The sequence below is a fragment of the Algoriphagus sp. 10J20-15 genome (assembly GCF_055809615.1).
This window is the reverse complement of sequence record NZ_JBVVUG010000025.1, coordinates 49,720-73,101: the sequence shown is the minus strand read 5'-3', so window position 1 is coordinate 73,101 and position 23,382 is coordinate 49,720. Positions and strand designations below refer to the sequence as shown.

Below are 23,382 nucleotides of genomic sequence, written 5' to 3'. Positions count from 1 at the left end.
TTTTCAATTTTGTAATCCGATTAGAAAGTGACTTTAACCCCAAGATTGTATGATCTCATCAATGGATATTTACCATAATCTACCCCAGGAGTCAGGTTAGCCCCATCGTTGTAATCCACTTCAGGATTATATCCTAAATACTTGGTAAAAGTGAACGCATTGTCAACGCCCATGTATATTCGGAATGCTGACAACTTCATCTTCTGCAAGGCTTCAGGCTTCACATTGTACCCCACAGTGATATTAGTAATCCTTAGGAAGGAACCATCCTGAATGTAGAAAGTGGATAGACGTGTACTGTTACTTTGTGTACCACCTCTGGAAGCCTTGTACACCCATCCATTTCCAGGATCACTTTCACTTCTGTATCTATCATCCACTACTGCATATTGGTTGCCGGAGGCTTCCATATTGAACAGATAGTAATCCTGACCATCAAGGACTTCATTTCCCTGAGAACCGTTCATCGATACTGCGAAGTCAAAACTTTTAAAGTTACCGCTAAGCGTAAGACCATAAGTGAAATCCGGATAAGGGGACCCTATAACTGTCTTATCCTCATCACTTACAATACCATCGCCATTTACATCTTCAAAGTAGAGGTCACCCGGACGAAGTGGATTGCTGGAAGCCAATGACCTGGGAGGCCCTTTGATTTCATAGCCCTCAGGGAAAGACTGCGTAGATGAATTATAAGCTGCATCGTCTGCGGCAATATTATCCATATCGCTTTGTCTTACCATACCTGCCACTTTGAAACCATAGAACATACCTATAGGCTGACCGGTTGTAGTGATATGCGTCAGGTATGAACGCTCAGCTCCCCGGGAAAGGATAGTACTGGCATCCCCTAGATCCAACACCTTGTTACGGTTCAGGGAAATGTTTCCACTAAGATTCAGATTGAAGTCGCTTTTGGAAACAACCGCCGCATCAATCTGAATATCGAAGCCTTTGTTTTCCACCTTGGAATCCGGCATGTTCGTGAGGACAGAAGTAGCACCGGAAATTGCGGAGATAGGTCTGTTCAGCAATAAATTGAAGGAACGACTGAGGTAAGCGTTGGCAATCACAGATAACCTACCATTCAAGAGTTCAGTATCTACCCCTACATTGAATTGACTAGTGGATTCCCATCCTAAAGACTGATCTCTCATATTGAGCGGGTACACACCTGATTCTACCGATCCATTTCCGAAAACTACAGGCTGAGAGGTTGACACTACCTGGGCATAGTTATAATCTCCTATGTTATTGTTTCCGCTAAGTCCCCAGCTCGCCCGGAGCTTGAGGGAGGAACCTTCTCCTAACCAGTCATTGTAATAATCCTCATTGGAAATATTCCAGGCAGCTGATACAGAAGGGAAATTACCGTATCTATTGAGCGGTCCAAATCTGGAAGACCCATCCCGTCTAAATGAAGCAGTCAGGTAATATCTGCTGTCAAAGTTATATCCAACCCTAGCCAGGTAAGAAAGTAAGCGGGTCTGGGTTTTGCCAGTACCACCATTCATCTGGAAATTGGATGGATCAGCACCTTTCCCGGTGATTTCAGGAATATTATCATTCTCAAATCCGTTGGATGTTACACTAATCACATCGGTATCAGTTGCCTGCACGGTATATCCGGCAAGAGCATTGATGGAATGTTTATTGAAATCCTTCAGATAAGCCAGGGTAAATTCCCCAAGCTTATCCCTACGATCATAAGTCTGCGCGGTAGCATAAGCCGCGTTCTTTGCCTGATCAGAATATGGTGGGTTGGCCCCGCTACTCAAGCTGGTAGGCTTGTAGAATTCATACTTTTCAAAATAAGTCTGCATTCCCAAGTTTGCTTTGAAAGTCAAGCCTTTCAGAATATCATAGCTTGCATTGGCATTGTAGGTTCCTCGCTGTCCACGACGGCTGATAATCGTTTCACTAGCCAAGGCAAGAGGGTTTTCTATGCTCTGAAACCCATAAGCTGAAGATAGTGAAGCAGCTTCGTTCTTAGCCAAGGATCCGTCTTCATTGTAAGCCTTGAAGATCGGCATGTAGATCAAAGCTCCCAAAATAGGTCCCTGATTGAATCTACCTTCCTGAACCTCACGGTTGATATTGCTGGTAAAAGCCACATTCGCTCCTACCCTAAATCGCTCACTCACTTTAGAATCCACATTCAACCTTAAATTAAATCTATCCTGATTGGTAGTCTCAATAATGCCTGGCTGATGCTGGTATCCACCACTTAGAAAGTAACGGGATTTCTCATTTCCACCATTTACAGAAAGGTTGTATCGCTGGGTATGTGCATTTCTATAAAGTACGTCCTGCCAATCTGTATCATACTCCGGTGCGATAGCCTGCTGATTGGCAAAATCATAAAAATCAGTTGGGATACTAACCCCTCCTGCATTTCCAACATTAGAAACTCTGGTTTCATTGGAATCCGAATACATGGCATCAGTTCAGGTTCTTCCTGAATTCTCAATAAGGTTTCTGTAATTATTGTTTCTCGCATCAATCAATAAATCAACAAATTCTGTGGAGTTAAGAAGATCCACTTTTTTGGCTAACTGCTGAAGACCTGACTGATAGTCAAATTCTACCTGCGCTTTTCCTTCTGTTCCTCTTTTAGTGGTAATCAACACTACCCCACCGGAGGCCCGGGAACCGTAGATTGCGGCAGAAGCAGCATCTTTAAGTATGTCGATGGATTCTATATCATTCGGATTGATATACACGTCATTAGCCGCAGGATAGCCATCTATTACATAAAGAGGAGATGAACTGGCATTGATAGATCCTATGCCCCGTACTCTTATTTTAGTTGTCTCGTAAGGAGCCCCGGAAACCTGGGATACCTGTACCCCTGCAATTTTTCCGGTTAGCGCTTGTCCCAGTGTTGGAGTGGTCAAGTTCAGATCCTTTGCTTTGAGGTTGGACACGGCCCCTGTAAGGTCAGATTTGCGGAGACTTTGGTAACCGATTACCACAACTTCGTCCAAATCAAGATCCTGGGATACCAGCTGAACGTTGACCAAAGTCTGGCTTCCTACCGTTACTTCTTTTGGGCCATATCCCATTAGGGTAAAAACCAATACAGCACCTTCTTGGGTATCCAGCTGAAAGCTACCATCAGGATCAGTAATATCGTAATTACTGGTTCCTTTTTCCAGAATGGAAACACCATCCAGTGGTTTTCCATCCTGATCCGTTACCGTACCACTTATTGTTCCTTGGGCAAAAGCAAAGCCCATGGAAAGAAGTGATAACAAGATCACATTGAATAATTTTCTCATCATGTAGTTAAAAGTTTAAGAATTAGGGGATTTGAATCAAGGCGGCATTCTGGGTTCTGGAAGAGGATACTGCTATACCAAGGGATGGATTGAGCAGGCAAAAGCCTTCCAACTCGTCTTTTCTATCAAAGTCTATCTGTTCAATTACTACCTCTTTTCCAGCCGTAAGGGATGCTTCCAAATCCAGAAAAGTCAAACGCCATAACCGCCCTTCAATTTGGTTTTGGATCAACACAAGAATACCATCATCGGCTATCCAGTATAAATTTTGCACCCAGGGAGAACAGCTGAATTTTTCTACCAAAACTCCCGGCTCGGAAGTCTTCTGGGCTTCAAGCAGTTTCTCAGGATCATAAAGGCGGACTTCATTACCTGAAGGTCCGTAGTCGGAAGTGGCAACCAGCATTTTGCCATTATAGGTGACATATTCAGGGCGTGTACCCTGAATGCAGGCATCGTCCTCAATGGTAGCAATAAGATTTCCGTCCAAGGTTTTTGACTTTAAAAAACCATCCCAGTCAATGGCATAGATCATGGCTTTCCATAGCGTACCTTCCTTATTCAGACGAATGGAATTCCCCATGAAAGTTGGAAAACCTTGGACATGAGCAATCCCTGTGGGATGATTGATCAAATCCTTTCCATCCACAGTAAATAGGTATTCTTCACCGGAATAAGCGATAGAATCCTGAAATGAAAACCTTCTCATCATCCCCACCTCACGGTCACCGTAGATATAAATACGATCATCTATGTTGGTTACACCCTGGGCGGCTCCCAATTCTGGAAGGGTTTGAAGCTGGGTAATGGACATTTCCTGAGCGCTCAGTCGCAATAGAGCAAAGCTGAAAAGAAATGTAGAGGCAAAAATCTTCTTCATTCTAAGGATCAAGTGGTTCATCAGTATCAATTTGAAGAGAGGTAATCAGTGGATAAAATTCAGCAGCCGTAGCTGATAGACGCTTTCCATTGGAATAGGCATGGTAGCCCAGTTCGCGCATACATCTATTATGCATTACATCTGAATAGATATAGGAACTTTGCGCTGGAGTAGTCACCGTAATTGATGGTCTGTCAGTTGGAAAGCCGTAGCGGAACATGATCCTGGCAGTATTTCTCATGTTGGTGGTGGTGTGCCTTGCATGAGGATCAATCAGAATTGCTGATTCCGGAACCCCCAGTTTCAGCAGGTATCGTTTCATCTCTATTGCCTCATTGTGAAGCACTTTGTAGGGATGTACATACCCCCCGGAAACCATAATAAATGGAGCCCTCTTTTTCTGATATGCGTCAAAAGCAAGCTGACACCGCAATACTCCTCCTGAGCTGAGGCTGTCTAAGTAATTGTCCGTTCCAGCTCCAGGAATTAAGATCAGGGGATAGTCGTACTTGCTCCAATCGGTAGCTTCCACAGTTTCGAAGGCAGCCTTATTTTCATACTCCATCATAGGTTCGAAGTCACCTGCACGCTCAAATCTGGCCATAGCCAAAGCATCCATGGCATAACCCATAGTCAACTGATAAAAGATTTTTGTACCCTTATATTTCACAAAGGCCAGTTCACTTAACGCCTGAATATTAGCGAGGTAAGTGGATGAATTTAGGTTCATCCCCAATGAGTCAATTTTAGGATAATTAGGTTTCTCTCCCCGGCCATATACCGCAATTATGTGATTGATTGTGGCGGCGTCCTGCTTCCAGGCATTCGCCAAAAAAAGTGCTGGATCTTCCGAAGCATTCAACTGATACATCCCGGAGGGTGCCAGATGCTTGTTCACAATAGAAGTCAATGAAGTATTTTCCTTGGCGAGCTGTTCGAGGCGTTCAGCTATTAAATCAATTTCCTGTGCGGTAAATCCGAAGGCAGCTGGATAACAAGGTGCTTCCTTTCCACAGTCCTTTAACGATTCGGACAAAAGATCAAATTTTGCGGAAGCAATTGCCGACAGAGCTTTATCCTTTTCTAAGAGACTTTTTACTTCAGGCATCTCCTCAATCAAGCTGAGCAGGTAGACATTTTTCGACAAAGTTGGATGCTGACCTAAGACTGGAAGGTAATTGGGCTGAGGATCACTTTGTCCCCAACAAACGTTTACCAAAAGCAGCAATAGGAGTAATAAAGGCGGCTTTTTCATGCCACAAAGGACGAAAGCATTTGAGTGATTTAGAGCGCTGCTTCAGTTATCAAAAAATGAAAAAATTGTGACGTGAAGGTCCCTTGTCAGGCCTTAACAGGAAAGTGAAAGTTGGAGTATAAAACCCGCAAAAATGGACTAAAATCAATCTATTAAAGCTGAGCAAAAATTCTAGACTACGGAATTGTTAAACATCTGAAGCAAATAGCTGCAAAAAATGGGAGGAAGAGAATAAGCTGACTTTTTCTGAAAAAGTTTTCTCCTTGTTAATACTATGTTAAACACAAGCTTTCTCCACCAGTTATCCTTAGTTGATATTAAAAAATCAACAATTGTGATGAATGGAAATAGGAGTTTTAATCATTTACTGGATAGGATTTGATTTTCCAGCATAGTATTTCAGTATTCGTTAAATTCAAAAAAAACTCTCACGAACCATGAATGAATACCAAAATCCCAAGGACAGAAAATACACCAACGATTTGCTACAAGCAGCTCCAAAAGAGTCTGCCGCATTTATGAATCTCAAACACACAGCAGAAAGAAAAGACGGAGTAATTCCTGTGAAATATCGGGAACTCATGTCCATCGCTGTGGCGCTTACCACTCAATGTGCCTATTGCTTAGAATCCCATATCCAAAACGCTAAGAATGCCGGGGCTTCAAAAGAAGAAATTGCTGAAACAGTTTTTATTGCCTCAGCCATTAGGGCAGGTGGGGCTGTAGGAAACGGGCTAATGGCTATGCGCATTTTTGATGAAATCTAAATTCTAAACACTGTTGACTGAAGATCGTTGGATTAAAAACCAACTCATCCTACCTATCTCATGTTTTCCAAAAAACATGGGGTCTAAAAGCTTACCATGAATGAACCTAAATCTCCTTCCAAAAGGAAAAGCAGAATTCCACTTTACCTTTCCATATTAATTTTAGCAATTTTGGTGGGGAGTTACTTCACCATCCCTTCTTTCAATCACTTTCTCACCGAAGCTTGGAATGTGCTTACCAGTGATGACGAAACGAGGATTAAAACCTGGGTGGAAGGCTTTGGATGGATTGGCCCCGTTTTGATCATTTTGGCTATGGTGGCTCAAATGTTCCTACTGGTAATTCCCTCGTTTTTATTAATGATTGTTGCAATTCTTGCCTATGGCCCCATTTGGGGGGCTATAATAAGCCTATTTGCCGTTGGCTTTGCTTCCACTGTAGGTTATGCAATTGGTAGGCTGGTTGGTAAATCTTTTGTCACCCAACTTTTGGGCGACAAAACACTTAAAAAGGTCAGTTTATTTATAGAAGATTATGGTTTTTGGGCAGTGGCGATCACACGGATAAATCCTTTCCTTTCAAATGATGCTATCAGCTTTGTTACCGGAATAATAAAAATGGATTATTGGAAGTTTATTGCTGCCACCTTAACAGGCATAACTCCACTAATCCTCCTGATTGCTATAACTGGAAAAAACACGGAATCCCTCAAATCTGGCTTGATTTGGGGATCCATTGCCTGCTTGGTAATATTCATGGGGTATATTTTCTGGGATAAAAGAATAAAGGTTAATCGCAAAACTGCTCTTTAATATGCAATATCCCACTGCATAAAAAAGAGAAACATGCTCACCCAAATAGTCAAATCAACCTCGGGATTGATTTGTTTTCAAGAGATAAGCATGTTCCTGAGAAGCTTCAATTATTGGAGTTGCCCTAAATGCTAATCTCCTTTGTTAGCCTGTTTTGTGTCTGGGTAAATATTCCTTACAATCATTTCAATGGCTTAAGTATACACATGGCTTCTGCCAGCATGCAGCCAGACAACATTGGCGTCAAAGCCACTGGATCATCATCACCAGGAGCATTCCACCAATCCCCACCAAAAAGCATGGTGTTCTTGTTCAATCCATTTTCTGCCATTACCGTCGCACACTTGGTGATGTAATCATGGAATTTCTTGTGTGTGTCAGCATCCAGATCTGGCTCATTTACCAGCTTTACAAAATATCTAAAGAAGATCCCATTGAACAATCCGCCATCCCCACTGGTGGCATTTCTTAAGACACCCTTGTTACCTGACATGTGATCGATCACATAATTTGAAGCATTAATAGCGTCTTCCAGGTAGTGTTTTTCCCCAGTGATCTTATATAGCTCGTGAGCTGCACCGATGAATGTTCCCTGATTATAGGTATAGATAGCAGGATTGATTTCGCCCGCCAGGTTCATATTATCATAGACTTTCCCTTCCGCCTCTTCATAGAGATTGTCCCTTAGCCAAGAATATATTTTTACCGCTTCTTCCAAATAAGCTTCTTTGGATTTGTCTCCAGGTTCCTTTATCTGATCATACATACTGTAAATTCTGGCAGCTACTAGCGCCCCAGGGCCATTTGAGCAAGCATTTTTGGATTTTTCCACATCAGTTTTCCAGGTGATCCCCCCATACCACGGAGCCTCATTTTCAGGTCCCCATTGAGGCCATATCCAATCCTTATACATCTGATTTGCTTTGGAGAAATAAGCTTCATTGCCTGTGGATTCATACATTCTCAATTGGGCCAATACTATCCATTCCATGTCGTCCACAAATACATTCCACCAAGGATCCTCTTCTCTTCCTGAAAAATTATATTTAGGAGCTCCTTGCCACCAGAGTGGATAGTAATCCAAATAGAACTGATCTGATGTGCGATTATATGCATCCACGACCACATCCATCGCATGTGCCTGAGGCCAATAATGGTTTGTTGTCATATTAGACAAGTCACTACCATAATTAAAATAATACCTATCCTCATAGCCTTTGAAGTTTGCACCCCAGAAATGAGTAACCATTGCTTTACTCATTCCTTCAGCTATTTTTTCCCAATAAGCCTGATCTTTATAGGAAGTTTTCTCATCTGCCTGAGTCTGATCTTGCCCAGACTCCAATTCACTATTCATCTTTCTTTTACTTCCGCAAAATGAAAAAACAAAGATTGAAACTACCGCTAATATTATATTGATTTTACGCATCTCTTGTCAACTTTCTTAATCAAAAATTTCTTCCTCCTGAAGAACGCTGCTGCTTCCATCAACATCAATCCGGATAACTGTGTAGTCAGATCTGTCCCATCTGTTGGTAACTGTCGCCAGTTAGGACCGCACAGCATATCTGGCCTGTTTAATCCGTTTTTGAAAAACGTCGTAGCATTGAAATTCAGGAAGTCAACCATGCTTTTCTTATCTGCTTCATTGATCGCCGGCTCTTGAATCAATTCAGTAAAGTACCTTACAAAGACCCCTTTGAATAATCCGCCATCTCCCTGCCCTTCGTCTCTAAGTATACCTTCAGTAGAAATTTCGGATCGGGTCATGGAAGATTTTGCCGTCTGAACCGCGTCTAATAAATAGCCATTTTCTCCTGTAATTTGATAAAGGCGAAGACCGGACCCGATCCAGGTACCAGCATTATAGGTAAAAATCCAGTCTTTCTTGACTGTAGGTACTCCTTCAATCAACTCAATATTATCCCAAACCAAACCTGTTTCAGGTTCTACCAAATTGGCTTTTTGCCAAGTGTAGAGATCTTTTGCCCATTGCAGATAATAATCATTCTCAGTGACATTGTATAATCTCGTTGCCAAGACTATGGTCGGACCATTGGAAACCGCATTTTTTAGATTTGGAGTATCTTTTTTCCAGGTAATCCCCCCTCCGAAAACTTCACTGTAACTCTCTAACACATCATGCCAAAGGAACTCAGCTACCTCCAAATATTCCTCGTCTTCTGTAGCTTCATAGGCACGAACACAGGAGTTCCCAAGCCATAACATATCATCATTGAATACATTGGAGTAGGTTCCACCGTTATTTGATTTTATAGCACGCAACAGCTTCTTCATCCTATCCAAATACGCTCCATTGCCAGTTCTTGTGTAAGCATCCACATAAACGTGGAGCGCGTGTGCGTTTGGCCAATAACCCCCAAATGACCCTCCGGGATTGAAATTAAAGCTTCCATCCGCCGCAACGTATAGGGAGTAAGTGGAATTCTGCATGGAGTCAGCAGTCGCCCCCCAATCATACTGTATCTCTTCTTCCTGTTGAAAATCATTCCGAAGAGGCCCCAAATCCTTGTCAATACAAGAGACCAATAATATCCCCATCAGGAAAAGCACAACAACTGAATTAATATTTTTCATGTTTTTCTTATTCTGATATGTTTTAATCTACTGAAATGACATGAGTGTAATTTGACACCTCGGCATTAAAGATCACACTGATATCCGCACTTGCATTATCCACTTCAGTGGCAAACTTGAAGCTGTTGTTCCATCGGTCATCTGATACTGGAACCATATACCAATAAGCAGGACCAGTGGATTCTGTTGGTCTTTGATTGTCACCATTTGTGCTGCCGAACCATTCCCCTACCTCATTTCCTTCTTCATCGGTAGTTGTGAATCGAAATTTATACCGCTCATCACGACCCCAGCTTTCCTGTCTGAACACAATTGGAAAGTCTGCTACTGACCATGTACCATTCTTAGCATAAGGGAGTTCTGTAAGAAACACGCCATCAGGAGCAAACCACAATTCCACTTTATTAATCTCTGTAATCTCGGTTGTTCCATTTGAGAAATCCACCCGGATTCTTACTACCTGATCATCACCGGAATATTCAGTTTCACCATCAGCTCTTAGCTTTTCACCATCGATATAGTAGGTATCAGGTTCGCCGGAATTTCTTGACGCAAAATGATAGGCTCCACTTTTCAGTGAAGTATAGGCTTCAAAAGTATTTGTGCTGGTTTTCTTCATTAAAATTGCCTCAGAAAGTTCATCTCCTGCTTCGGTGGCTGATCCTACCAGAAAAAGCTCATCTGGAGAAGGGAAACCTGCCGGCCTGGCTACTTCAATTGTCCGGATTTCCTTTAGAGGTTGGACATTTATCCCCTTGGAGGATTGAACCGACCATTGGAGCTTACCTACCCCTTCAGGCTGAATTCCTGCCATTTGAGCTATTTTGTTCAATTCTGAAAAAGGCAACGTGAGACTACGCTGCAATCCCCTGCCATCAGAAGGCAATAAGTACAACGGATCAGAAAAATCCCCACCTTCTACATCAAATACTACTTCATAAAGTACTACCCCATTATCCGCAGCTTTGGCCGCTTCCCATTCAAATATTGCGGAGCTCTGGGCTCCCAAGTTCATATACGCATTGTTTTCCGGCGCATAGAGGGAATTTACAGGCGTTACTTCAGTGTGCAGCTCCTCGTCTTCCACACAGGAAAACAGACTGGTGAGTACTGTAAGAACACCAAGAAATTTATATAGGTTATTTTTCATCTTTGATTTATTTAAAGGTTAGCAATGGATTGGAATTAATCCCAACCCGGATTTTGGGTCAAGTTTGGATTTAAGTTTCGCTCATCTCGTGGCACTGGCCATAGGTAGTGTTTTGCTGGATCAAAGGATCTCAAGTTCACTCTCAGATAGCCATTATCCTCGGAAGGTGGGCCGAACTTGGCACCATGAGCCCAGCCATTCAGGACATCTTCAGCTGTTTTCCATCTCCGGATATCAAAGATTCGCAGTCCTTCCATAGCCAGTTCAGATCTTCTTTCATTGCGAATAAGCTCTCTGTATTGCGCTTGATTAAGATTTGCATCAAATGCAAGCGCTGAGCCTGCTTCAAATCCTGCTCTTTCACGCAGGGCCCGGATCGTTTGATTCCACACATTCTCATCCATTTCTCCCAGTTCATTCTTAGCTTCAGCATACATCAAAAGCACATCCGCATAGCGTATCAGCATAAGATTAAGGCCAGAAGCAAATTGGGTAATATGGGTGGGATCAAAGTATTTTCGGGTATAATATCCCGTGGTAGTACTGGAAGAACCTGGTACATATTCGTCCGGAGCAGAGGGATCAGGGTCAGTACCTGGCTTGATATAAATAGTTCGGCTTGACCCGTTTTCTTCCCAATCATACAGATGATATACTATGGTAGCTGTGAGTCTTGGGTCGCGGTTTGCATACGGATTTTCTTCATCGTATTCGGAATCCCCATTATCAATAGTCAGCCCATTTTCCATGATATAGCTGTCGACCAATTCCTGAGTTGGAGCCAAAGCATTCAACCTGGCTCCTGTGGATAGCGGCGCCATATCAAAGAATTCACCCCAAGTTCTTAGCTGAGGCACATATTGTAAACTGAGAATATCTTCGGAATTGAATTCGTTTTCAGGCAAAAACAACCCTTCATAAGAAGGAAATAGGGCATAGTTTCCAAATCCATCTCCCGAAATCAATCTTTCGGTAGTCTGCACCACTTCCTGCCATTGGCTTTCATACAGATGAACCCTAGCTTTCAATGCCATAGCAGCTCCTGAAGTAAGTCTGCCCCGTTCTACGTCAGGAAGTTCCTGCTGCGTGGGTAGAACCAAACTTACCTCTTCCAATTCAGTCAGTATGAAATTCAGTACCTCTGCCTTTGGAGCACGGGTTATAGTTTGAGCTTCCTCTATGGTTACATCCTTTTGCAACAGTGGAATATCTCCAAACCAGGTCATCAACTGAAAATGTAAAAAGGCTCTGATAAATCGGGCTTCAGCGATCATTCTTTCTTTTACCGCCTCATCCATATCCGGCACCTGATCAATATTCTCCAGAAGGATATTACACGTTTTTATTCCAGTATATCTACCACTCCACTCACTTTGCAGCCTACCCAGAGAAGGGTCGTACGTTCCTGCTGCAAGTGATGCTGCACCGGCATTGTCTCCACGACCGTTGTAGGCATTATCTGAAGTAGCTTCATTATAAAAAAACCGGTTGCTATCAAACATCTGTGAGTAAGCAGTATTGAGCACACTTTGTGCCTTTGCTTCCGAACTCCAATAAGTAAGATCTGTGAATGTATTTTCAGGTGCCAAATCCAGCTCCTTACATCCTGTCCACATCGTGGTCACCAATGCAGCCAGAATTAGTGTATGTATTTTTAGATTTTTCATTTTGGGTGTAGGGTTAAAAGGTGATGTCCAAACCGAATCCATAGTAGACCATAGTTGGATAAGCTCTGGCACTATTGGCGCCTCCACTTCTCAAGCTATTGTCAAATTCGGACAATTCCGGATCCACAAAATCCACTTTGGAAAGTGTAAATAGATTCTGACCCGAGATATAAGCACGACAATTCTGCATTCCAATTCGTTGTGCAAGAGAAACCGGGAGTGTATAGCCCAGTTGTACATTTTTCAATCGGACATAAGCTCCGTCAAAAAGATACATATCTGAACCCCTTCTGAAATTGTTTGTATTCGATTGACTACCATTTTCCGCAAGTATTGGGTAGCGGGCATCTGGATTTTGTGGAGTCCAGTAATCCAACTGATGTGTGTACATGGTCATTCCATAGTTGAAGTGGAATGGCTCAACGGCCTCGCCCCTAATCATCATCGTTCTTCTTCCTACACCTTGTGCAAAAATATTCAGATCAAATCCCTTCACTTTGACATTATAGGTGAGACCGAAAGTCAACCGCGGAAATGGATTGCCAAAAACATATTTATCGTCATCGTTGATAATTCCGTTGCCATCTACATCCACATATCGATTGTCTCCTGGCTGGACGTTCAGTCCTTCAGGTTTCGGCCCACTTTCTACCTCATCAATGTTTTGGAAATAACCATCACGCTTGAGACCCACATAGGAATTGAAAGGATATCCCTCTTTCAGGAGGACTTGAAGTTCCTCCAGTCCTGTTAAACGTTCGTTACCTTGGAAGTCCAACACCTCGTTTTTGGAATCACCTAGGTTAAAGGTGAAGGAATGATTGAAGTGCTGTCCTCTATGTCTATAGGTAGTAGTAACCTCCCACCCTCTATTGCCTACTTTTCCACTGTTAAAATCTGGCAAGGAAGTTCCAAATACTCCTGGTACAGCCGGAGGGACTAGAATATCTGAGGTTACCTTATTGAAATAATCCAGGCTCAAGGTCAATGCACCATCCAGGAAATCAAGATCAGCTCCTATGTTGAAAGTTGCTGCCCGCTCCCATTGAATATTTGGATTCGCATAATTAAATCCAGTTCCGCCGACTACCGAATTATTGAATCCATACGCATTTTGATAGGTAAAAAATGTCGTCTGATATTGATAGTTACCTACATTCTGGTTTCCAAGGACTCCATAAGAACTTCGTATTTTAAAATCTCCGAACCTTTCCTTATACCCACTCATGAAAGCCTCCTCGGACAATCTATAGCCTAAAGATGCCGAAGGGAAGAATCCCCACCTTTCACCCTCTCTAAATTTGGAAGAACCATCATAGCGAAAACTAAATTCGACGAAGTATTTTTCGCTGTAATTGTAATAAGCGCCACCAAATGCGGAATAAAGACTGTTTTCAGAAGAACTCTGATTTGAATTATAAGAGACTGGGCTGATGATAGTCTCTGTAACTGGAGTTCCCAAATCCGGGTCTGTAAAGGTTTTGTATATCCCAATTCCCCTATCTGTATGATTCTCATTAGAAGCACCAAGCAGGAAGCTGAAGTCATGGACTTCATTGAACACCTTTCCGTAATCCAACATTACCTGGGTATTTAGATCCATTCCCTTTCTGCTCTCGTCATTTGTATTACGATTGCCACCATAGACCCCTCTTGGATAAAAATCCACCTGAATAACCCTTCCATATTGGTTATTTGAATACATGTTAAATCCAAATACTCCACGAAGTTTCAAGTGATCGGTAAAACGAAATTCACCACTGAGATTCCCAAATACATTGTCATCAATATGCTGCCTAAATCCACCTTCTTCCAAAATCCCCAAAGGATTAAATTCCTGTAGTACATCATTGGTTAGATATCTACCAAGAGAATCTTTCTGTGTATAGTAAAGCGGTACCCGGTTGGCATCGGCCATCAGTGTTCCACTTGAGGAAGAATGATCCGTGATAAGCCTTCGGGTATACGCCAGTCGGGAACTAAGTTTAAACCTCCCAAATTCGTTGGTCAGGTTCATTCTATAATTAAAACGTTTGTAGCCTTTTGCCGGTCCGACATAGTTGCTTTGCTGATCTGTGTATCCAGCGGATACTAGGTAAGTACTGTTCTCACCTCCTCCAGATACTGTCACATTATGATTTTGCTGAAGTGCATTGTCAAAAATTTCTTTGGCAAACCATTCCGTATCGCCATTTTCCTGAATTTGACGGATCTCCTCAGGGCTGAATATAGCTTCACTTCTTCCTGCGTTGAAAGCAGCTTCATTTCTCAGCATTGCATTCTGATAGCCATGAACAGGCTCGGTAAAAAACTGCGGGGTATTTACACCTACCAGACCGTTGTAAGTAACCACAGGTCTGGAATTCCTTTGTCCTTGTTTTGTAGTAATCAACACCACACCATTATTGGCACGAGAGCCATAAATGGCGGCGCTGCCCGCATCCTTTAAAACAGAGACACTTTCAATATCCGAAGGATTTAGCAAATTAATGTCCCCGCCAATTACCCCATCGATAACTACCAGGGGTGAATTGTCCCCCAAAGTACTGATGCCTCGTATGTTTAAATTAACTCCTGCACCTGGTTCTGAATTTCGCTGTTGCACAATGAGATTCGCTGAGACACCTTGCAGTGCCTGACTCATCGTGGCTACAGGTCTTCCTTCCAGCGCTTCCTTACCTACCTGATCTACAGCACCTATTAAATCTAATTTTTTACGTGTGCCATACCCTACCACAATCACCTCATCCAGAGAAGACAGGTTTACACCCATGGTAATATCTATCACAGTTTGTGTCCCAATGGTAACTTTCTGAGTTTCATACCCTACAAACGTAAACACCAGTACATCCCCTTGCTCTGCCTGAATGGAATAATTTCCGTCTAAATCTGTGACGGTACCAATTACGGATTGACCCTCGATAACTATTGATGCACCAGGTAATGGCAAACCAGATTCATCCACGACTTTTCCTGTCACCTGAACACCCACTTTTGCTTCTACCGAAGTGACTTTTACTTCAGCTACCGGAGATCGCGAAATATGAATGGTGTTATTGATTTGTTTGAAGGATAGCTTGGCTTTGACCGAAAGTTCCTCCAGAACCGAGAGTAATGTTTGCTCGCGAACGTCCAGCGTCACCTTTGAGGAATTAGTAATCAGATTCATATCATAGGCAAATCTGAATTCTGTTTTATTCTCAATGGTCTTGAGAATTTTTTCAAGACTTGCATCTGTCAGCGAAATACTGATAATGACACTTTTCAAGTCATTTTGTTGACTGGCGAAGGACTGTATTGGACCGGTAAATACCCCTGTCATAAAAAATAGACAGAGTAAATACCGGGCTAACAGCTTTCCCCTCATGCGTTGTAATTTTTGCTTCATTATTTTGGGATTGTTTAGGTTATATATGAGGGCTCTTACGAGCTATTTTTTTCTAGAAATTCTCACAGTTCCATCTCTGATCTCATAGGAGATCCCCAGAGAATATTGCATACCATTTAGGACATTTTCCAAACTTTCATCTTGAAATTCCCCACTGTATTTTCCATTGAATTCTAGACTTGGAGAAAATTCAAACCTTACGTTATACCATCTGGAAAGGCGCTCAAAGACTTGAGGATAAGGCTCCTCATCAAACTTTAGGATGCGGTGCCTCCATCCTAAAAGGTGATTGTAATCATATCCCCCTTTTTTCAGAGACTTGCTCTGGGGGTCGTAGTAAGTTGCTTCGCTGGGGAGTATGGTGGCTGACACGCCATTTTCAGTATCCACCTTTACTTTTCCTGTTACTACTGCCACATGAAGCTGATCTTCATCTGGATAAGCACTTACATCAAATGAGGTCCCTAAAACCGTGGTGCTCAAATCCCCACTTTTGACAGTAAAGGGTAATTGCTCATTCCTTTCCACTTCAAAAAATGCTTGGCCAACGAGTTCTACTGTTCGTTTAGAGGAAAAATCATCTAAATATCTTATTTCACTTGCTGAATTTAGGGTAACGGTAGAGCCGTCAGGCAAATGGAAAACCTTTTTCATTCCCCTCTGAGTTGACTTTACAACCCATTCTGGTTGGACATTTTCAGCTATGTTACGATTGTCAACTGAACCTATATAATTGAGTAAAAGAACTCCGGCAAACAGCAGGGAGGCAGCAACAGGCCACCACTTCGAGTAATTCTTTCTACTACTACCTGAAAAAGTCTTTAATTCCTTCTGACTCTCCCATTTCGAATTAAACTCCAATAACTTATTCCGCATCTGGCTGAAATCCTTTTCATCCATATGATACTTGTCTTTCCACTCAATCGTCTTTGTTAGTTCCTTGGCACGCAACATCATTTCCTTCCTTTCTCTGTTCGCTTCGACCCATTCGGACCAATATCGATTAAGTTCAGGATTCGGATTAACTGCCCATTTCATGAATAATGGGTGCTTCAAAAAATCTGCTTCACTTTTAGGTTTAAATTCCATTCCCTGTAAAAGATGGGGTTTTATTGATTTATGACTGTGACCTATATAGAGACAGGCTCTTATAAAATGACCCCACAAGTGCTAAAAAAAAATATGATATTTCACGAATTTAGTTTTGACAAAACCTTTACAACTGATGTTTTTAAACCACTCGCTATAAAAAATCAAAAGAAAAGATCAGCCAGAAACCAAATCTCAAAATCAAGATTTGGTAAAAATTTGAAGTTGCGTGAGCGGAGAAAAAAAGTCTTCTCCGAATAATACCTGCCAAAAAATGTAGTCTTCCTACAGATCCTACCCTAAATAAAAAAGTAAAAACAACTCAATAAATCCCGGTGCTTTCCGAGAAGTTCGCTGAGACCTTCTAACGATCGATACAACAATTTTCTGGCAGATTTAACTTGAGAAAATTCCATAATATCGGCAATCTCCTTATAGGACAAGCCCTCAAAAAAATACAAAGCCAGAATTTCGCGTTGTCTTGCCGGAAGTTGGTTGCATGAATTTTCCAACAGCACTTTTTGATCCACAGTAAACTGAGTACTTATGCTATGATAATCAGGGGTGAAACTAAGTTGGAATTTCCCACTTAATCCAATGTTTTCATCAAACACAATATTCTTGCGTTGTTTTAACAATCTCAAAAGTCTACGTCTAAAACTACTGAAGATATAATGTTTGACAGATTGTGCACTTGACAACCTTTCTTTAGTTTTTATTAACTGGTAAAAAACATCTTGTATAGCATCGTTAACTAATCCCGTATCACTTGAAAATTGCTTACCATAATTAAAAAGTTTATCCGCATATCTTTCAAATAGTACAGAAAGTGCATACTCACTTCCCTGAACAAACGCTGACCAAATTGTAGAATCCGAATCTTCTTCCTTCAGGGATTGCCCCGTTTCCATAGCATTCAATTGCACCGATTCTTTCGAACTTCTCTCAGAAGTAGAGAAATCATCAAAATGGTTTTTACGAGTCATGCTGGGATAAGAAATTGCATTTATGAATACACAGAATGTAATCTACCAATGGATACCTAAAGTGTCTATTTCAAAAGTAGTATTTTTAATTCTATTGCCAAATTACCCCAATGGACTACTGGATAAACGCTAATAGTCTACACCGTAGTTGTTGATTCTCAGTCACCGCAATCCTTACAATGAGATTAGAAAGTAAAACTTACAAGTGGATGCTACTAATTGTGAGTGAATTAAGTAAAGAGGCTAAAGACAACATCGAGACAAAAATACATGATGTTATTTTTATCAAACCACCATAATTTTCCAACCTTCCGTGAAGTAGCTGGCCCGATTTGCACTAACCGCTTGGATCACCTTAAAGCGTCAGATGCTGAAAAAGTTATTATTTACAATTAATCAGTGATGAAACAATTCAACTAAAAGGAAAAAACTACCCCTTGCAAAAAGCTGTCTGAGAAACCCAGACAGCTTTTCCATGGCCAAATTTTAGAATTTCAGCACTTCAAATTAATTATGAAAAGGCTATTTTTGAATTGAAGGATTCAATACATACCAATTGCATTGTCCCCTGCTTAAATTCATTGAAATAAAAAATATGCTATAAAGAATTACTACACTTGTATTGCAAGTGAACTTTAGCTTATACTATAAACCCAACGATCATTAACCCCTAGCGGAGTTTGATTCACAAATCTCAATGCCAATACTCACAAAAATTAACTTCCTATTCTCATTAGTTTTTGGTTTAATTCTTTTGCAGTCCACCCAAACTGGAGGACTTAAATTCAACGGAAGTGAGCATGCAATCAATCAACGTACCTCGTATGATGTTTTTGGAAACAATCAAGTAGAATTCTCTGATCATTTTGAAATAGATTTTAATCTTTCGCTTAGTCCCGCTACAGAGATTGGATATATTTTAAGAATCAAAAACAAAGAAAATGACAGGATCTTCAATTTGTTTTATGATGGACAGGGGGATCAGTTAATTTTCAAATTTAATGAAGAAGGCAAAAGTAATCTCATAGAAGCGAATTTAGACCGGGATCAATTGCTTAACAAGCAATGGTTTGATGTTAAAATTGCGTTTGGATTAGCTCAAGATTCCATCATTTTATCGATCGATAATGAAACCTACTCAGCCGAAAATTTACGCCTTTCAAGCTCTTATAGTCCAGTTATTCTATTCGGCAAAAGCGATCAGATAATAAGATGTCCCTTCTTTTGCTATTAAAGACCTATCCGTGTCAGGAAAAGACACCTATAGGTTTCCACTACTTGAAGACAAAGGCACCGTTGTCCATGACATCTCTGGGAAACCCTATGGTCAGGTCGACAATCCTGACTGGCTTAAAAATTATGCCTATCATTGGAAACATCAAGTTTCCTTTAAATCTCAGGCAATTGCCGGTGTAAATTACAATCCCAAAAGTAAGGAAATATATTACTATAATAAAGATTCTATCTGGACCTATAGTGTACGATCCGGGGCTGACGGAGTTGAAAGTTTTTGAAGAAAAAAGCCCTATTGAATTGATTTTGGGTACTAATTTTATTGATACGGTTTCAAATAAACTGTATTCATATGAGGTCTATTATGAAACCCCTAATTCTAAACCTACTGTAGCCAGTCTTGATCTTGATTCCTATGAATGGAATGAAGAAAGCTATGAGCAACTTCCTACACAACTTCATCATCACGGCTCCTATCTAAATCAAACCGATTCTACCTACACGATTTTTGGAGGTTTTGGAAATATGAAGTATAGTAAAAGCTTTTTCACTTTCGATTTAAACCAAAAAACCTGGACACTGGAAGAGGAGTTTGCAGGTGATGCGATTTCACCTCGATACTTTTCCTCAGTGGGGTACCAACCTGAGCAAAATAAGCTATATATCCTTGGAGGGATGGGAAATGAGTCTGGGGAACAATCTGTCGGAAGAAAATATTACTACGACCTGCACCAGGTTGACCTCAACAACAATAGGATTACAAAGCTTTGGGAAGTTCCATGGGAAAATGACAATGTAGTGCCGGTAAGAGGAATGGTTCTTTTGAATGATTCCAGCTTATACACCCTTTGCTACCCTGAACATTTCTCAGAATCATCACTTCGACTTTATCGTTTTTCTATAAAAGATGGCAGCTATGAAATTCTGGGGGATTCCATTCGCAATCCGTTCGGACAAAATAACCACAAATGCCAATCTCTATTTTGACAAAGGCCTCAATAATCTTTATGCCATAGTGCAGGAATTCGAAGATGACATTTCTTCAGATCTAAAGGTATATTCACTGGCTTTTCCTGCAATTACAAAAGGTGAATTGTCAAATTTTCCGGAGAAACAAAAAAGTGAAATCCCTTTCATCGCCCTTATCATTGGAGCAGGAGCATTAGTTTTGGGTTTCATTTTATTTAAGAAATTGAGAACAAAATCATCAGAATCTATCGATACTGCAGATGAAGTTGAGCACTATACTCACCCGCTAAAGATAGAACCGAAATCCAAGCCAAATTCCATCTTGCTTTTCGGGAATTTCACTGTTCGTGACAGCAAAAACAGGGACATTACCTACATGTTCAGTACCCAACTTAAGCAGGTGTTTTGCCTAATTCTACAATATAGCATTACTGAAGATGGTATTTCCTCTCAGCATCTAAGTCATCTTCTTTGGCTAGATAGACCTGCTGACAAAGTAAAAAACTCCCGTGGTGTCACCATTAATAACCTACGCAAAACGCTTAGCGAACTGGAAGGGCTGGAATTAATCCACGAAAAAGGGCATTACAAACTTATTTTACATGAAGAAGCCTATTGCGATTATGTTCGCTTCCTACAGATCATTACTTCGCATGAAATAAATGAACACAGAGATGAGTTTACCCAGATTGTCTCAAAAGGTAAATTTTTATACCTGTCGGACGATCCTCTTTTTGATTCATTTAAGGAAGATGCTGAAACCAAACTCGAACCAGTACTCCTTCTGGAAATAGAAAAAAACTTCACTATCGAGTCCTATCAGAACACCATATCTTTGAGTGAAGCACTTTTCCATATCGACCCATTAAACGAAACAGCATTGGTTTACCAAATCAAAGCCATGCAGAAACTCAAAATGCAGGAGGAATCAATTATAGCTTTCAGAACTTTTGCAATTGAGTATAAAAGGGTTACTGGCAAGGAGTTTCATAGAACCTATGCCAGCCTTTCCTCTTAAGAACTAACCCAATTGCTTACAAATCACCAGCTAAATTTCACCTTAACTCCATCGGGATAATTCTCAAAACTCAAGAAATAAGTTTTACTGGATTCATCCCAGCGAAGTTTCCGCTGCTCAAAACTTGTCCTGTAGGATCAATGACTTCAACAGTTTCTGGCTTGTGAGGTAAAAGTACTCTCATCACATTAGTAGTGTTTTCCGGGCTCTTTGCTACTAAGGAATACTCACTTTCAGTAGATATCTCATCATAAATTCTCGCCGCTGTAGCCAAAACCTGAGGTACTTGAGGATTCTTTACCCGTTGGATATTGAAAAGAAATGCCTGCTCACCAGCGGCTCACCTTTTTTTTCATCCAACACCGGAATCTCAGGATCAAATAAATCAATAAACTTCCCCTTGGCCGTGTAGGAAGATTGGTCTTCATTCTCATTTACTACAGAGATAATTTCATATGGACCTCTAGTTAGGGAAAAGTGGTTTTTAAATTCCAGTATCTCAGAATTTGTATCCGAATCATACATTTCCTTAATGGTATTGACAAAAGTCAAGTCATTCCCTTCCTTTAAAACGAATTCTTTGGGATCGTTGCGCATAATAACCACTTTACCTTTACCATAGGCAAATTTCCCTTCCTGAAATGGTGCTTTCAAGCTAAGTTCCCCGAACAAATGCTCAGATGGAGCATTAAAATTATTCCCATTGGTATTCCACCATTCCTGTACAGTTTGGAAAGGATCTTTATCACTACCGACGTATACAAGAATCCCACCATTTTTAACCCAGTCGCCTAAGTGAACGTGTGCGTCTTTTTCCATGGGTTTCATATTGGAATAAGACATAATAAGAATCTTTACATCTTCGAGAGTCTTTGAAAATGAGACATTTTCTATATGAACTGTTTTTACAGGCACCCCTCTTTTCAACAAAGGCAAAGCCTGCCCATAAAAATTTGACAACTGAGGATCATCATACCCCTGATGAGTGGGGAAACGCTGAAACATTAGCGAGTTGGACATCAAAATCCCTATTCCCTGCGATCCACTAACTCTGTTGTCAGAAAGAGGCATATCATTAAAGTGTGTTGATCATTACCTGGCATCTCGGGTAGAATAAAAGCGCTGCAATCTGTGCTTTCTCATCACTATCAGCACTAGTCCTATATAAACCCTCATAAATTCGATCTGGCCAAGGCATTACTTCATAATCCGCTACCATAGGATAAAGTAATTGTGCTGCAAACGTGGCCTGATAATTCTTCTTGTAATCCGCCCAATCCCTAGGCCAGTCTTCTATCGGATCAGTCAAGAGAATAGACTTTTCTGCCGGTCGGAGCAGTCATCGACTCCATGGATCCATATTCCAGAAAAGCTGTTTCGAAGCACACGTTCTTTTTCCTTTCCGTTGAAAAAATTGGGCTCACGGGAAGTGCCTGTCCATACCTGTGCGATGTATCCATCCACACTGGGCAAAGAGGCCAAACTTGCCTCAGGACTTACAAATCATCCACTGTGAATAATTCACCAAAGAATGAGTAGGAATATAGCAACGAACATTCCATCCCCTTACTCTTTCCATATTCCTTAGCGTAGGAAAAACATTCCTCCACCGCACGGTAGTATAAATGATATCTAAGCTTGTTCCGACAAATAGGTATTTTCCGCGGATTCTCGTGCTGAGGCCTCCAGTCAAAGCCGTAATATTCCTTCCATTCTCTTTTAAATGCTTCACTATAGCCTGCCCTAGCCCAAAACTCAGGTTCTTCCAGATAGATGGCGTCGATTCCAGCATCAATTACACGCTTAATTACCTTTTCCTTCATGGATGTGTAGTAAAATTCATCGAAGGAACGATATATGGAACCATATGTCCATGCCAGATTGTATCGCCTTTTTGGGTGACCTGCCCTTCATCCAAATGCCATTCGCCGTCCCACTCTCCTGTGAAATAGTCTTGGTATTCTCCCCATGCAATGCCACTCATGAAATGCGTGGTATACCCTTTGTCCCTCCAAGTTTGAACCCGCTGTTCAAAGCTCATATCGGCTTTACCGTGGTGATCTTTTACACTGTAAACAATCGCCACATCCGCCCTGACATCTGTCACAGGTTTCCAAGGATTAGAAGTTTGAAATGCAGTTTCTTCTGTTTTCAGTGAATCCTGATTCTCTTGGTTATGCGGAAGTTGAGCACAGCCCTGAATTAAAAAAAACGGAATCAGATATAGAAAGAAATTATATCGCATGGGTATAAGGATTGAATGTTATTAAGGTTAAGTCAAATTTGTC

The 23,382-nt window shown here is 41.2% G+C and carries 23 protein-coding genes; 6 read left to right on the top strand and 17 right to left on the bottom strand.

Going from position 1 to position 23,382, the window contains the following annotated elements; genetic code table 11:
• Nucleotides 1–20 precede the first annotated feature (20 nt).
• From AC0L6R_RS10265 to AC0L6R_RS10250, 4 genes are read right to left on the bottom strand one after another with little or no spacing between them, the layout of a single operon-like run.
• A complete protein-coding gene (locus AC0L6R_RS10265) occupies nt 21–2,438 on the bottom strand; it encodes a SusC/RagA family TonB-linked outer membrane protein (RefSeq protein WP_473271107.1) in 2,418 nt (805 codons plus the stop codon).
• A 9-nt stretch (nt 2,439–2,447) separates the two neighbouring features.
• Nucleotides 2,448–3,284 (bottom strand): TonB-dependent receptor plug domain-containing protein, encoded by an 837-nt coding sequence (locus AC0L6R_RS10260; protein WP_473271106.1) that lies wholly within the window; start codon nt 3,282–3,284, stop codon nt 2,448–2,450.
• Between the two features lie 19 nt (nt 3,285–3,303).
• Nucleotides 3,304–4,161, bottom strand: coding sequence for a hypothetical protein (locus tag AC0L6R_RS10255; RefSeq protein WP_473271105.1), 858 nt, complete (start codon nt 4,159–4,161; stop codon nt 3,304–3,306).
• A gap of 1 nt (nt 4,162) precedes the next feature.
• Nucleotides 4,163–5,416, bottom strand: coding sequence for a YdcF family protein (locus AC0L6R_RS10250; RefSeq protein ID WP_473271104.1), 1,254 nt, complete (start codon nt 5,414–5,416; stop codon nt 4,163–4,165).
• A 437-nt stretch (nt 5,417–5,853) separates the two neighbouring features.
• Between AC0L6R_RS10250 and AC0L6R_RS10245 the strand changes: the two genes are divergently transcribed.
• Nucleotides 5,854–6,183, top strand: coding sequence for a carboxymuconolactone decarboxylase family protein (locus tag AC0L6R_RS10245; protein WP_473271103.1), 330 nt, complete (start codon nt 5,854–5,856; stop codon nt 6,181–6,183).
• Nucleotides 6,184–6,279: 96 nt separating this feature from the next.
• A complete protein-coding gene (locus AC0L6R_RS10240; protein ID WP_473271102.1) occupies nt 6,280–6,996 on the top strand; it encodes a TVP38/TMEM64 family protein in 717 nt (238 codons plus the stop codon).
• Between the two features lie 181 nt (nt 6,997–7,177).
• On the opposite strand, the gene AC0L6R_RS10235 is transcribed toward AC0L6R_RS10240, so the two are convergent.
• The 7 genes from AC0L6R_RS10235 to AC0L6R_RS10205 all read right to left on the bottom strand — a co-directional run bounded on the left by AC0L6R_RS10235 (nt 7,178) and on the right by AC0L6R_RS10205 (nt 17,799).
• A complete protein-coding gene (locus AC0L6R_RS10235; RefSeq protein WP_473271101.1) occupies nt 7,178–8,353 on the bottom strand; it encodes a glycoside hydrolase family 76 protein in 1,176 nt (391 codons plus the stop codon).
• Between the two features lie 53 nt (nt 8,354–8,406).
• A complete protein-coding gene (locus tag AC0L6R_RS10230) occupies nt 8,407–9,594 on the bottom strand; it encodes a glycoside hydrolase family 76 protein (RefSeq protein WP_473271100.1) in 1,188 nt (395 codons plus the stop codon).
• Between the two features lie 22 nt (nt 9,595–9,616).
• Nucleotides 9,617–10,744: a SusE domain-containing protein gene (locus tag AC0L6R_RS10225; RefSeq protein ID WP_473271099.1), complete on the bottom strand. Its 1,128-nt coding sequence runs from the start codon at nt 10,742–10,744 to the stop codon at nt 9,617–9,619.
• Nucleotides 10,745–10,779: 35 nt separating this feature from the next.
• Nucleotides 10,780–12,411 carry a RagB/SusD family nutrient uptake outer membrane protein gene (locus tag AC0L6R_RS10220; protein ID WP_473271098.1) on the bottom strand — a complete coding sequence of 544 codons (1,632 nt, stop codon included), beginning with the start codon at nt 12,409–12,411 and terminating at the stop codon, nt 10,780–10,782.
• A 13-nt stretch (nt 12,412–12,424) separates the two neighbouring features.
• Complete coding sequence (locus AC0L6R_RS10215; RefSeq protein WP_473271097.1) at nt 12,425–15,733, bottom strand: SusC/RagA family TonB-linked outer membrane protein; 3,309 nt, start codon at nt 15,731–15,733, stop codon at nt 12,425–12,427.
• Nucleotides 15,734–15,841: 108 nt separating this feature from the next.
• Complete coding sequence (locus tag AC0L6R_RS10210) at nt 15,842–16,837, bottom strand: FecR family protein (protein ID WP_473271096.1); 996 nt, start codon at nt 16,835–16,837, stop codon at nt 15,842–15,844.
• A gap of 350 nt (nt 16,838–17,187) precedes the next feature.
• Complete coding sequence (locus AC0L6R_RS10205; RefSeq protein ID WP_473271134.1) at nt 17,188–17,799, bottom strand: RNA polymerase sigma factor; 612 nt, start codon at nt 17,797–17,799, stop codon at nt 17,188–17,190.
• Nucleotides 17,800–18,571: 772 nt separating this feature from the next.
• Between AC0L6R_RS10205 and AC0L6R_RS10200 the strand changes: the two genes are divergently transcribed.
• The 4 genes from AC0L6R_RS10200 to AC0L6R_RS10185 are packed head-to-tail and all read left to right on the top strand — an operon-like array spanning nt 18,572 to nt 21,094.
• A complete protein-coding gene (locus tag AC0L6R_RS10200) occupies nt 18,572–19,108 on the top strand; it encodes a hypothetical protein (RefSeq protein ID WP_473271095.1) in 537 nt (178 codons plus the stop codon).
• A 10-nt stretch (nt 19,109–19,118) separates the two neighbouring features.
• Complete coding sequence (locus tag AC0L6R_RS10195) at nt 19,119–19,388, top strand: hypothetical protein (protein WP_473271094.1); 270 nt, start codon at nt 19,119–19,121, stop codon at nt 19,386–19,388.
• Nucleotides 19,351–20,094 carry a Kelch repeat-containing protein gene (locus AC0L6R_RS10190; RefSeq protein ID WP_473271093.1) on the top strand — a complete coding sequence of 248 codons (744 nt, stop codon included), beginning with the start codon at nt 19,351–19,353 and terminating at the stop codon, nt 20,092–20,094. The genes AC0L6R_RS10195 and AC0L6R_RS10190 overlap by 38 nt, the downstream gene beginning before the upstream one ends.
• Entirely contained in the window at nt 20,024–21,094 is a 1,071-nt protein-coding gene (locus AC0L6R_RS10185; protein ID WP_473271092.1) for a DUF4229 domain-containing protein, read from the top strand. The genes AC0L6R_RS10190 and AC0L6R_RS10185 overlap by 71 nt, the downstream gene beginning before the upstream one ends.
• A gap of 70 nt (nt 21,095–21,164) precedes the next feature.
• On the opposite strand, the gene AC0L6R_RS10180 is transcribed toward AC0L6R_RS10185, so the two are convergent.
• From AC0L6R_RS10180 to AC0L6R_RS10155, 6 genes are read right to left on the bottom strand one after another with little or no spacing between them, the layout of a single operon-like run.
• Nucleotides 21,165–21,368, bottom strand: coding sequence for a hypothetical protein (locus AC0L6R_RS10180; RefSeq protein WP_473271091.1), 204 nt, complete (start codon nt 21,366–21,368; stop codon nt 21,165–21,167).
• Between the two features lie 23 nt (nt 21,369–21,391).
• Nucleotides 21,392–22,165, bottom strand: a complete 774-nt coding sequence (locus AC0L6R_RS10175) for a hypothetical protein (RefSeq protein ID WP_473271090.1) — start codon at nt 22,163–22,165, stop codon at nt 21,392–21,394.
• Nucleotides 22,166–22,169: 4 nt separating this feature from the next.
• Nucleotides 22,170–22,403, bottom strand: coding sequence for a hypothetical protein (locus AC0L6R_RS10170; protein WP_473271089.1), 234 nt, complete (start codon nt 22,401–22,403; stop codon nt 22,170–22,172).
• Complete coding sequence (locus tag AC0L6R_RS10165; protein WP_473271088.1) at nt 22,400–22,576, bottom strand: hypothetical protein; 177 nt, start codon at nt 22,574–22,576, stop codon at nt 22,400–22,402. Before AC0L6R_RS10165 ends, AC0L6R_RS10170 begins: the two co-directional genes overlap by 4 nt.
• Nucleotides 22,577–22,590: 14 nt before the next feature.
• Complete coding sequence (locus AC0L6R_RS10160; protein ID WP_473271087.1) at nt 22,591–22,917, bottom strand: hypothetical protein; 327 nt, start codon at nt 22,915–22,917, stop codon at nt 22,591–22,593.
• Nucleotides 22,914–23,339 (bottom strand): hypothetical protein, encoded by a 426-nt coding sequence (locus tag AC0L6R_RS10155; protein WP_473271086.1) that lies wholly within the window; start codon nt 23,337–23,339, stop codon nt 22,914–22,916. Before AC0L6R_RS10155 ends, AC0L6R_RS10160 begins: the two co-directional genes overlap by 4 nt.
• Between the last annotated feature and the right edge of the window lie 43 nt (nt 23,340–23,382).

Coding starts and splice junctions, on each gene's coding strand:
- AC0L6R_RS10225 (WP_473271099.1), bottom strand. CDS start 10,744: ATGAAAAATAACCTATATAAATTTCTTGGTGTTCTTACAGTACTCACC.
- AC0L6R_RS10200 (WP_473271095.1), top strand. CDS start 18,572: ATGCCAATACTCACAAAAATTAACTTCCTATTCTCATTAGTTTTTGGT.
- AC0L6R_RS10260 (WP_473271106.1), bottom strand. CDS start 3,284: ATGATGAGAAAATTATTCAATGTGATCTTGTTATCACTTCTTTCCATG.
- AC0L6R_RS10215 (WP_473271097.1), bottom strand. CDS start 15,733: ATGACAGGGGTATTTACCGGTCCAATACAGTCCTTCGCCAGTCAACAA.
- AC0L6R_RS10245 (WP_473271103.1), top strand. CDS start 5,854: ATGAATGAATACCAAAATCCCAAGGACAGAAAATACACCAACGATTTG.
- AC0L6R_RS10185 (WP_473271092.1), top strand. CDS start 20,024: ATGAAATTCTGGGGGATTCCATTCGCAATCCGTTCGGACAAAATAACC.
- AC0L6R_RS10220 (WP_473271098.1), bottom strand. CDS start 12,411: ATGAAAAATCTAAAAATACATACACTAATTCTGGCTGCATTGGTGACC.
- AC0L6R_RS10155 (WP_473271086.1), bottom strand. CDS start 23,339: ATGCGATATAATTTCTTTCTATATCTGATTCCGTTTTTTTTAATTCAG.
- AC0L6R_RS10210 (WP_473271096.1), bottom strand. CDS start 16,837: ATGAAATGGGCAGTTAATCCGAATCCTGAACTTAATCGATATTGGTCC.
- AC0L6R_RS10205 (WP_473271134.1), bottom strand. CDS start 17,799: ATGGAAACGGGGCAATCCCTGAAGGAAGAAGATTCGGATTCTACAATT.
- AC0L6R_RS10175 (WP_473271090.1), bottom strand. CDS start 22,165: ATGCCTCTTTCTGACAACAGAGTTAGTGGATCGCAGGGAATAGGGATT.
- AC0L6R_RS10255 (WP_473271105.1), bottom strand. CDS start 4,161: ATGAAGAAGATTTTTGCCTCTACATTTCTTTTCAGCTTTGCTCTATTG.
- AC0L6R_RS10240 (WP_473271102.1), top strand. CDS start 6,280: ATGAATGAACCTAAATCTCCTTCCAAAAGGAAAAGCAGAATTCCACTT.
- AC0L6R_RS10250 (WP_473271104.1), bottom strand. CDS start 5,416: ATGAAAAAGCCGCCTTTATTACTCCTATTGCTGCTTTTGGTAAACGTT.
- AC0L6R_RS10160 (WP_473271087.1), bottom strand. CDS start 22,917: ATGAAGGAAAAGGTAATTAAGCGTGTAATTGATGCTGGAATCGACGCC.
- AC0L6R_RS10235 (WP_473271101.1), bottom strand. CDS start 8,353: ATGAATAGTGAATTGGAGTCTGGGCAAGATCAGACTCAGGCAGATGAG.
- AC0L6R_RS10265 (WP_473271107.1), bottom strand. CDS start 2,438: ATGTATTCGGATTCCAATGAAACCAGAGTTTCTAATGTTGGAAATGCA.
- AC0L6R_RS10230 (WP_473271100.1), bottom strand. CDS start 9,594: ATGAAAAATATTAATTCAGTTGTTGTGCTTTTCCTGATGGGGATATTA.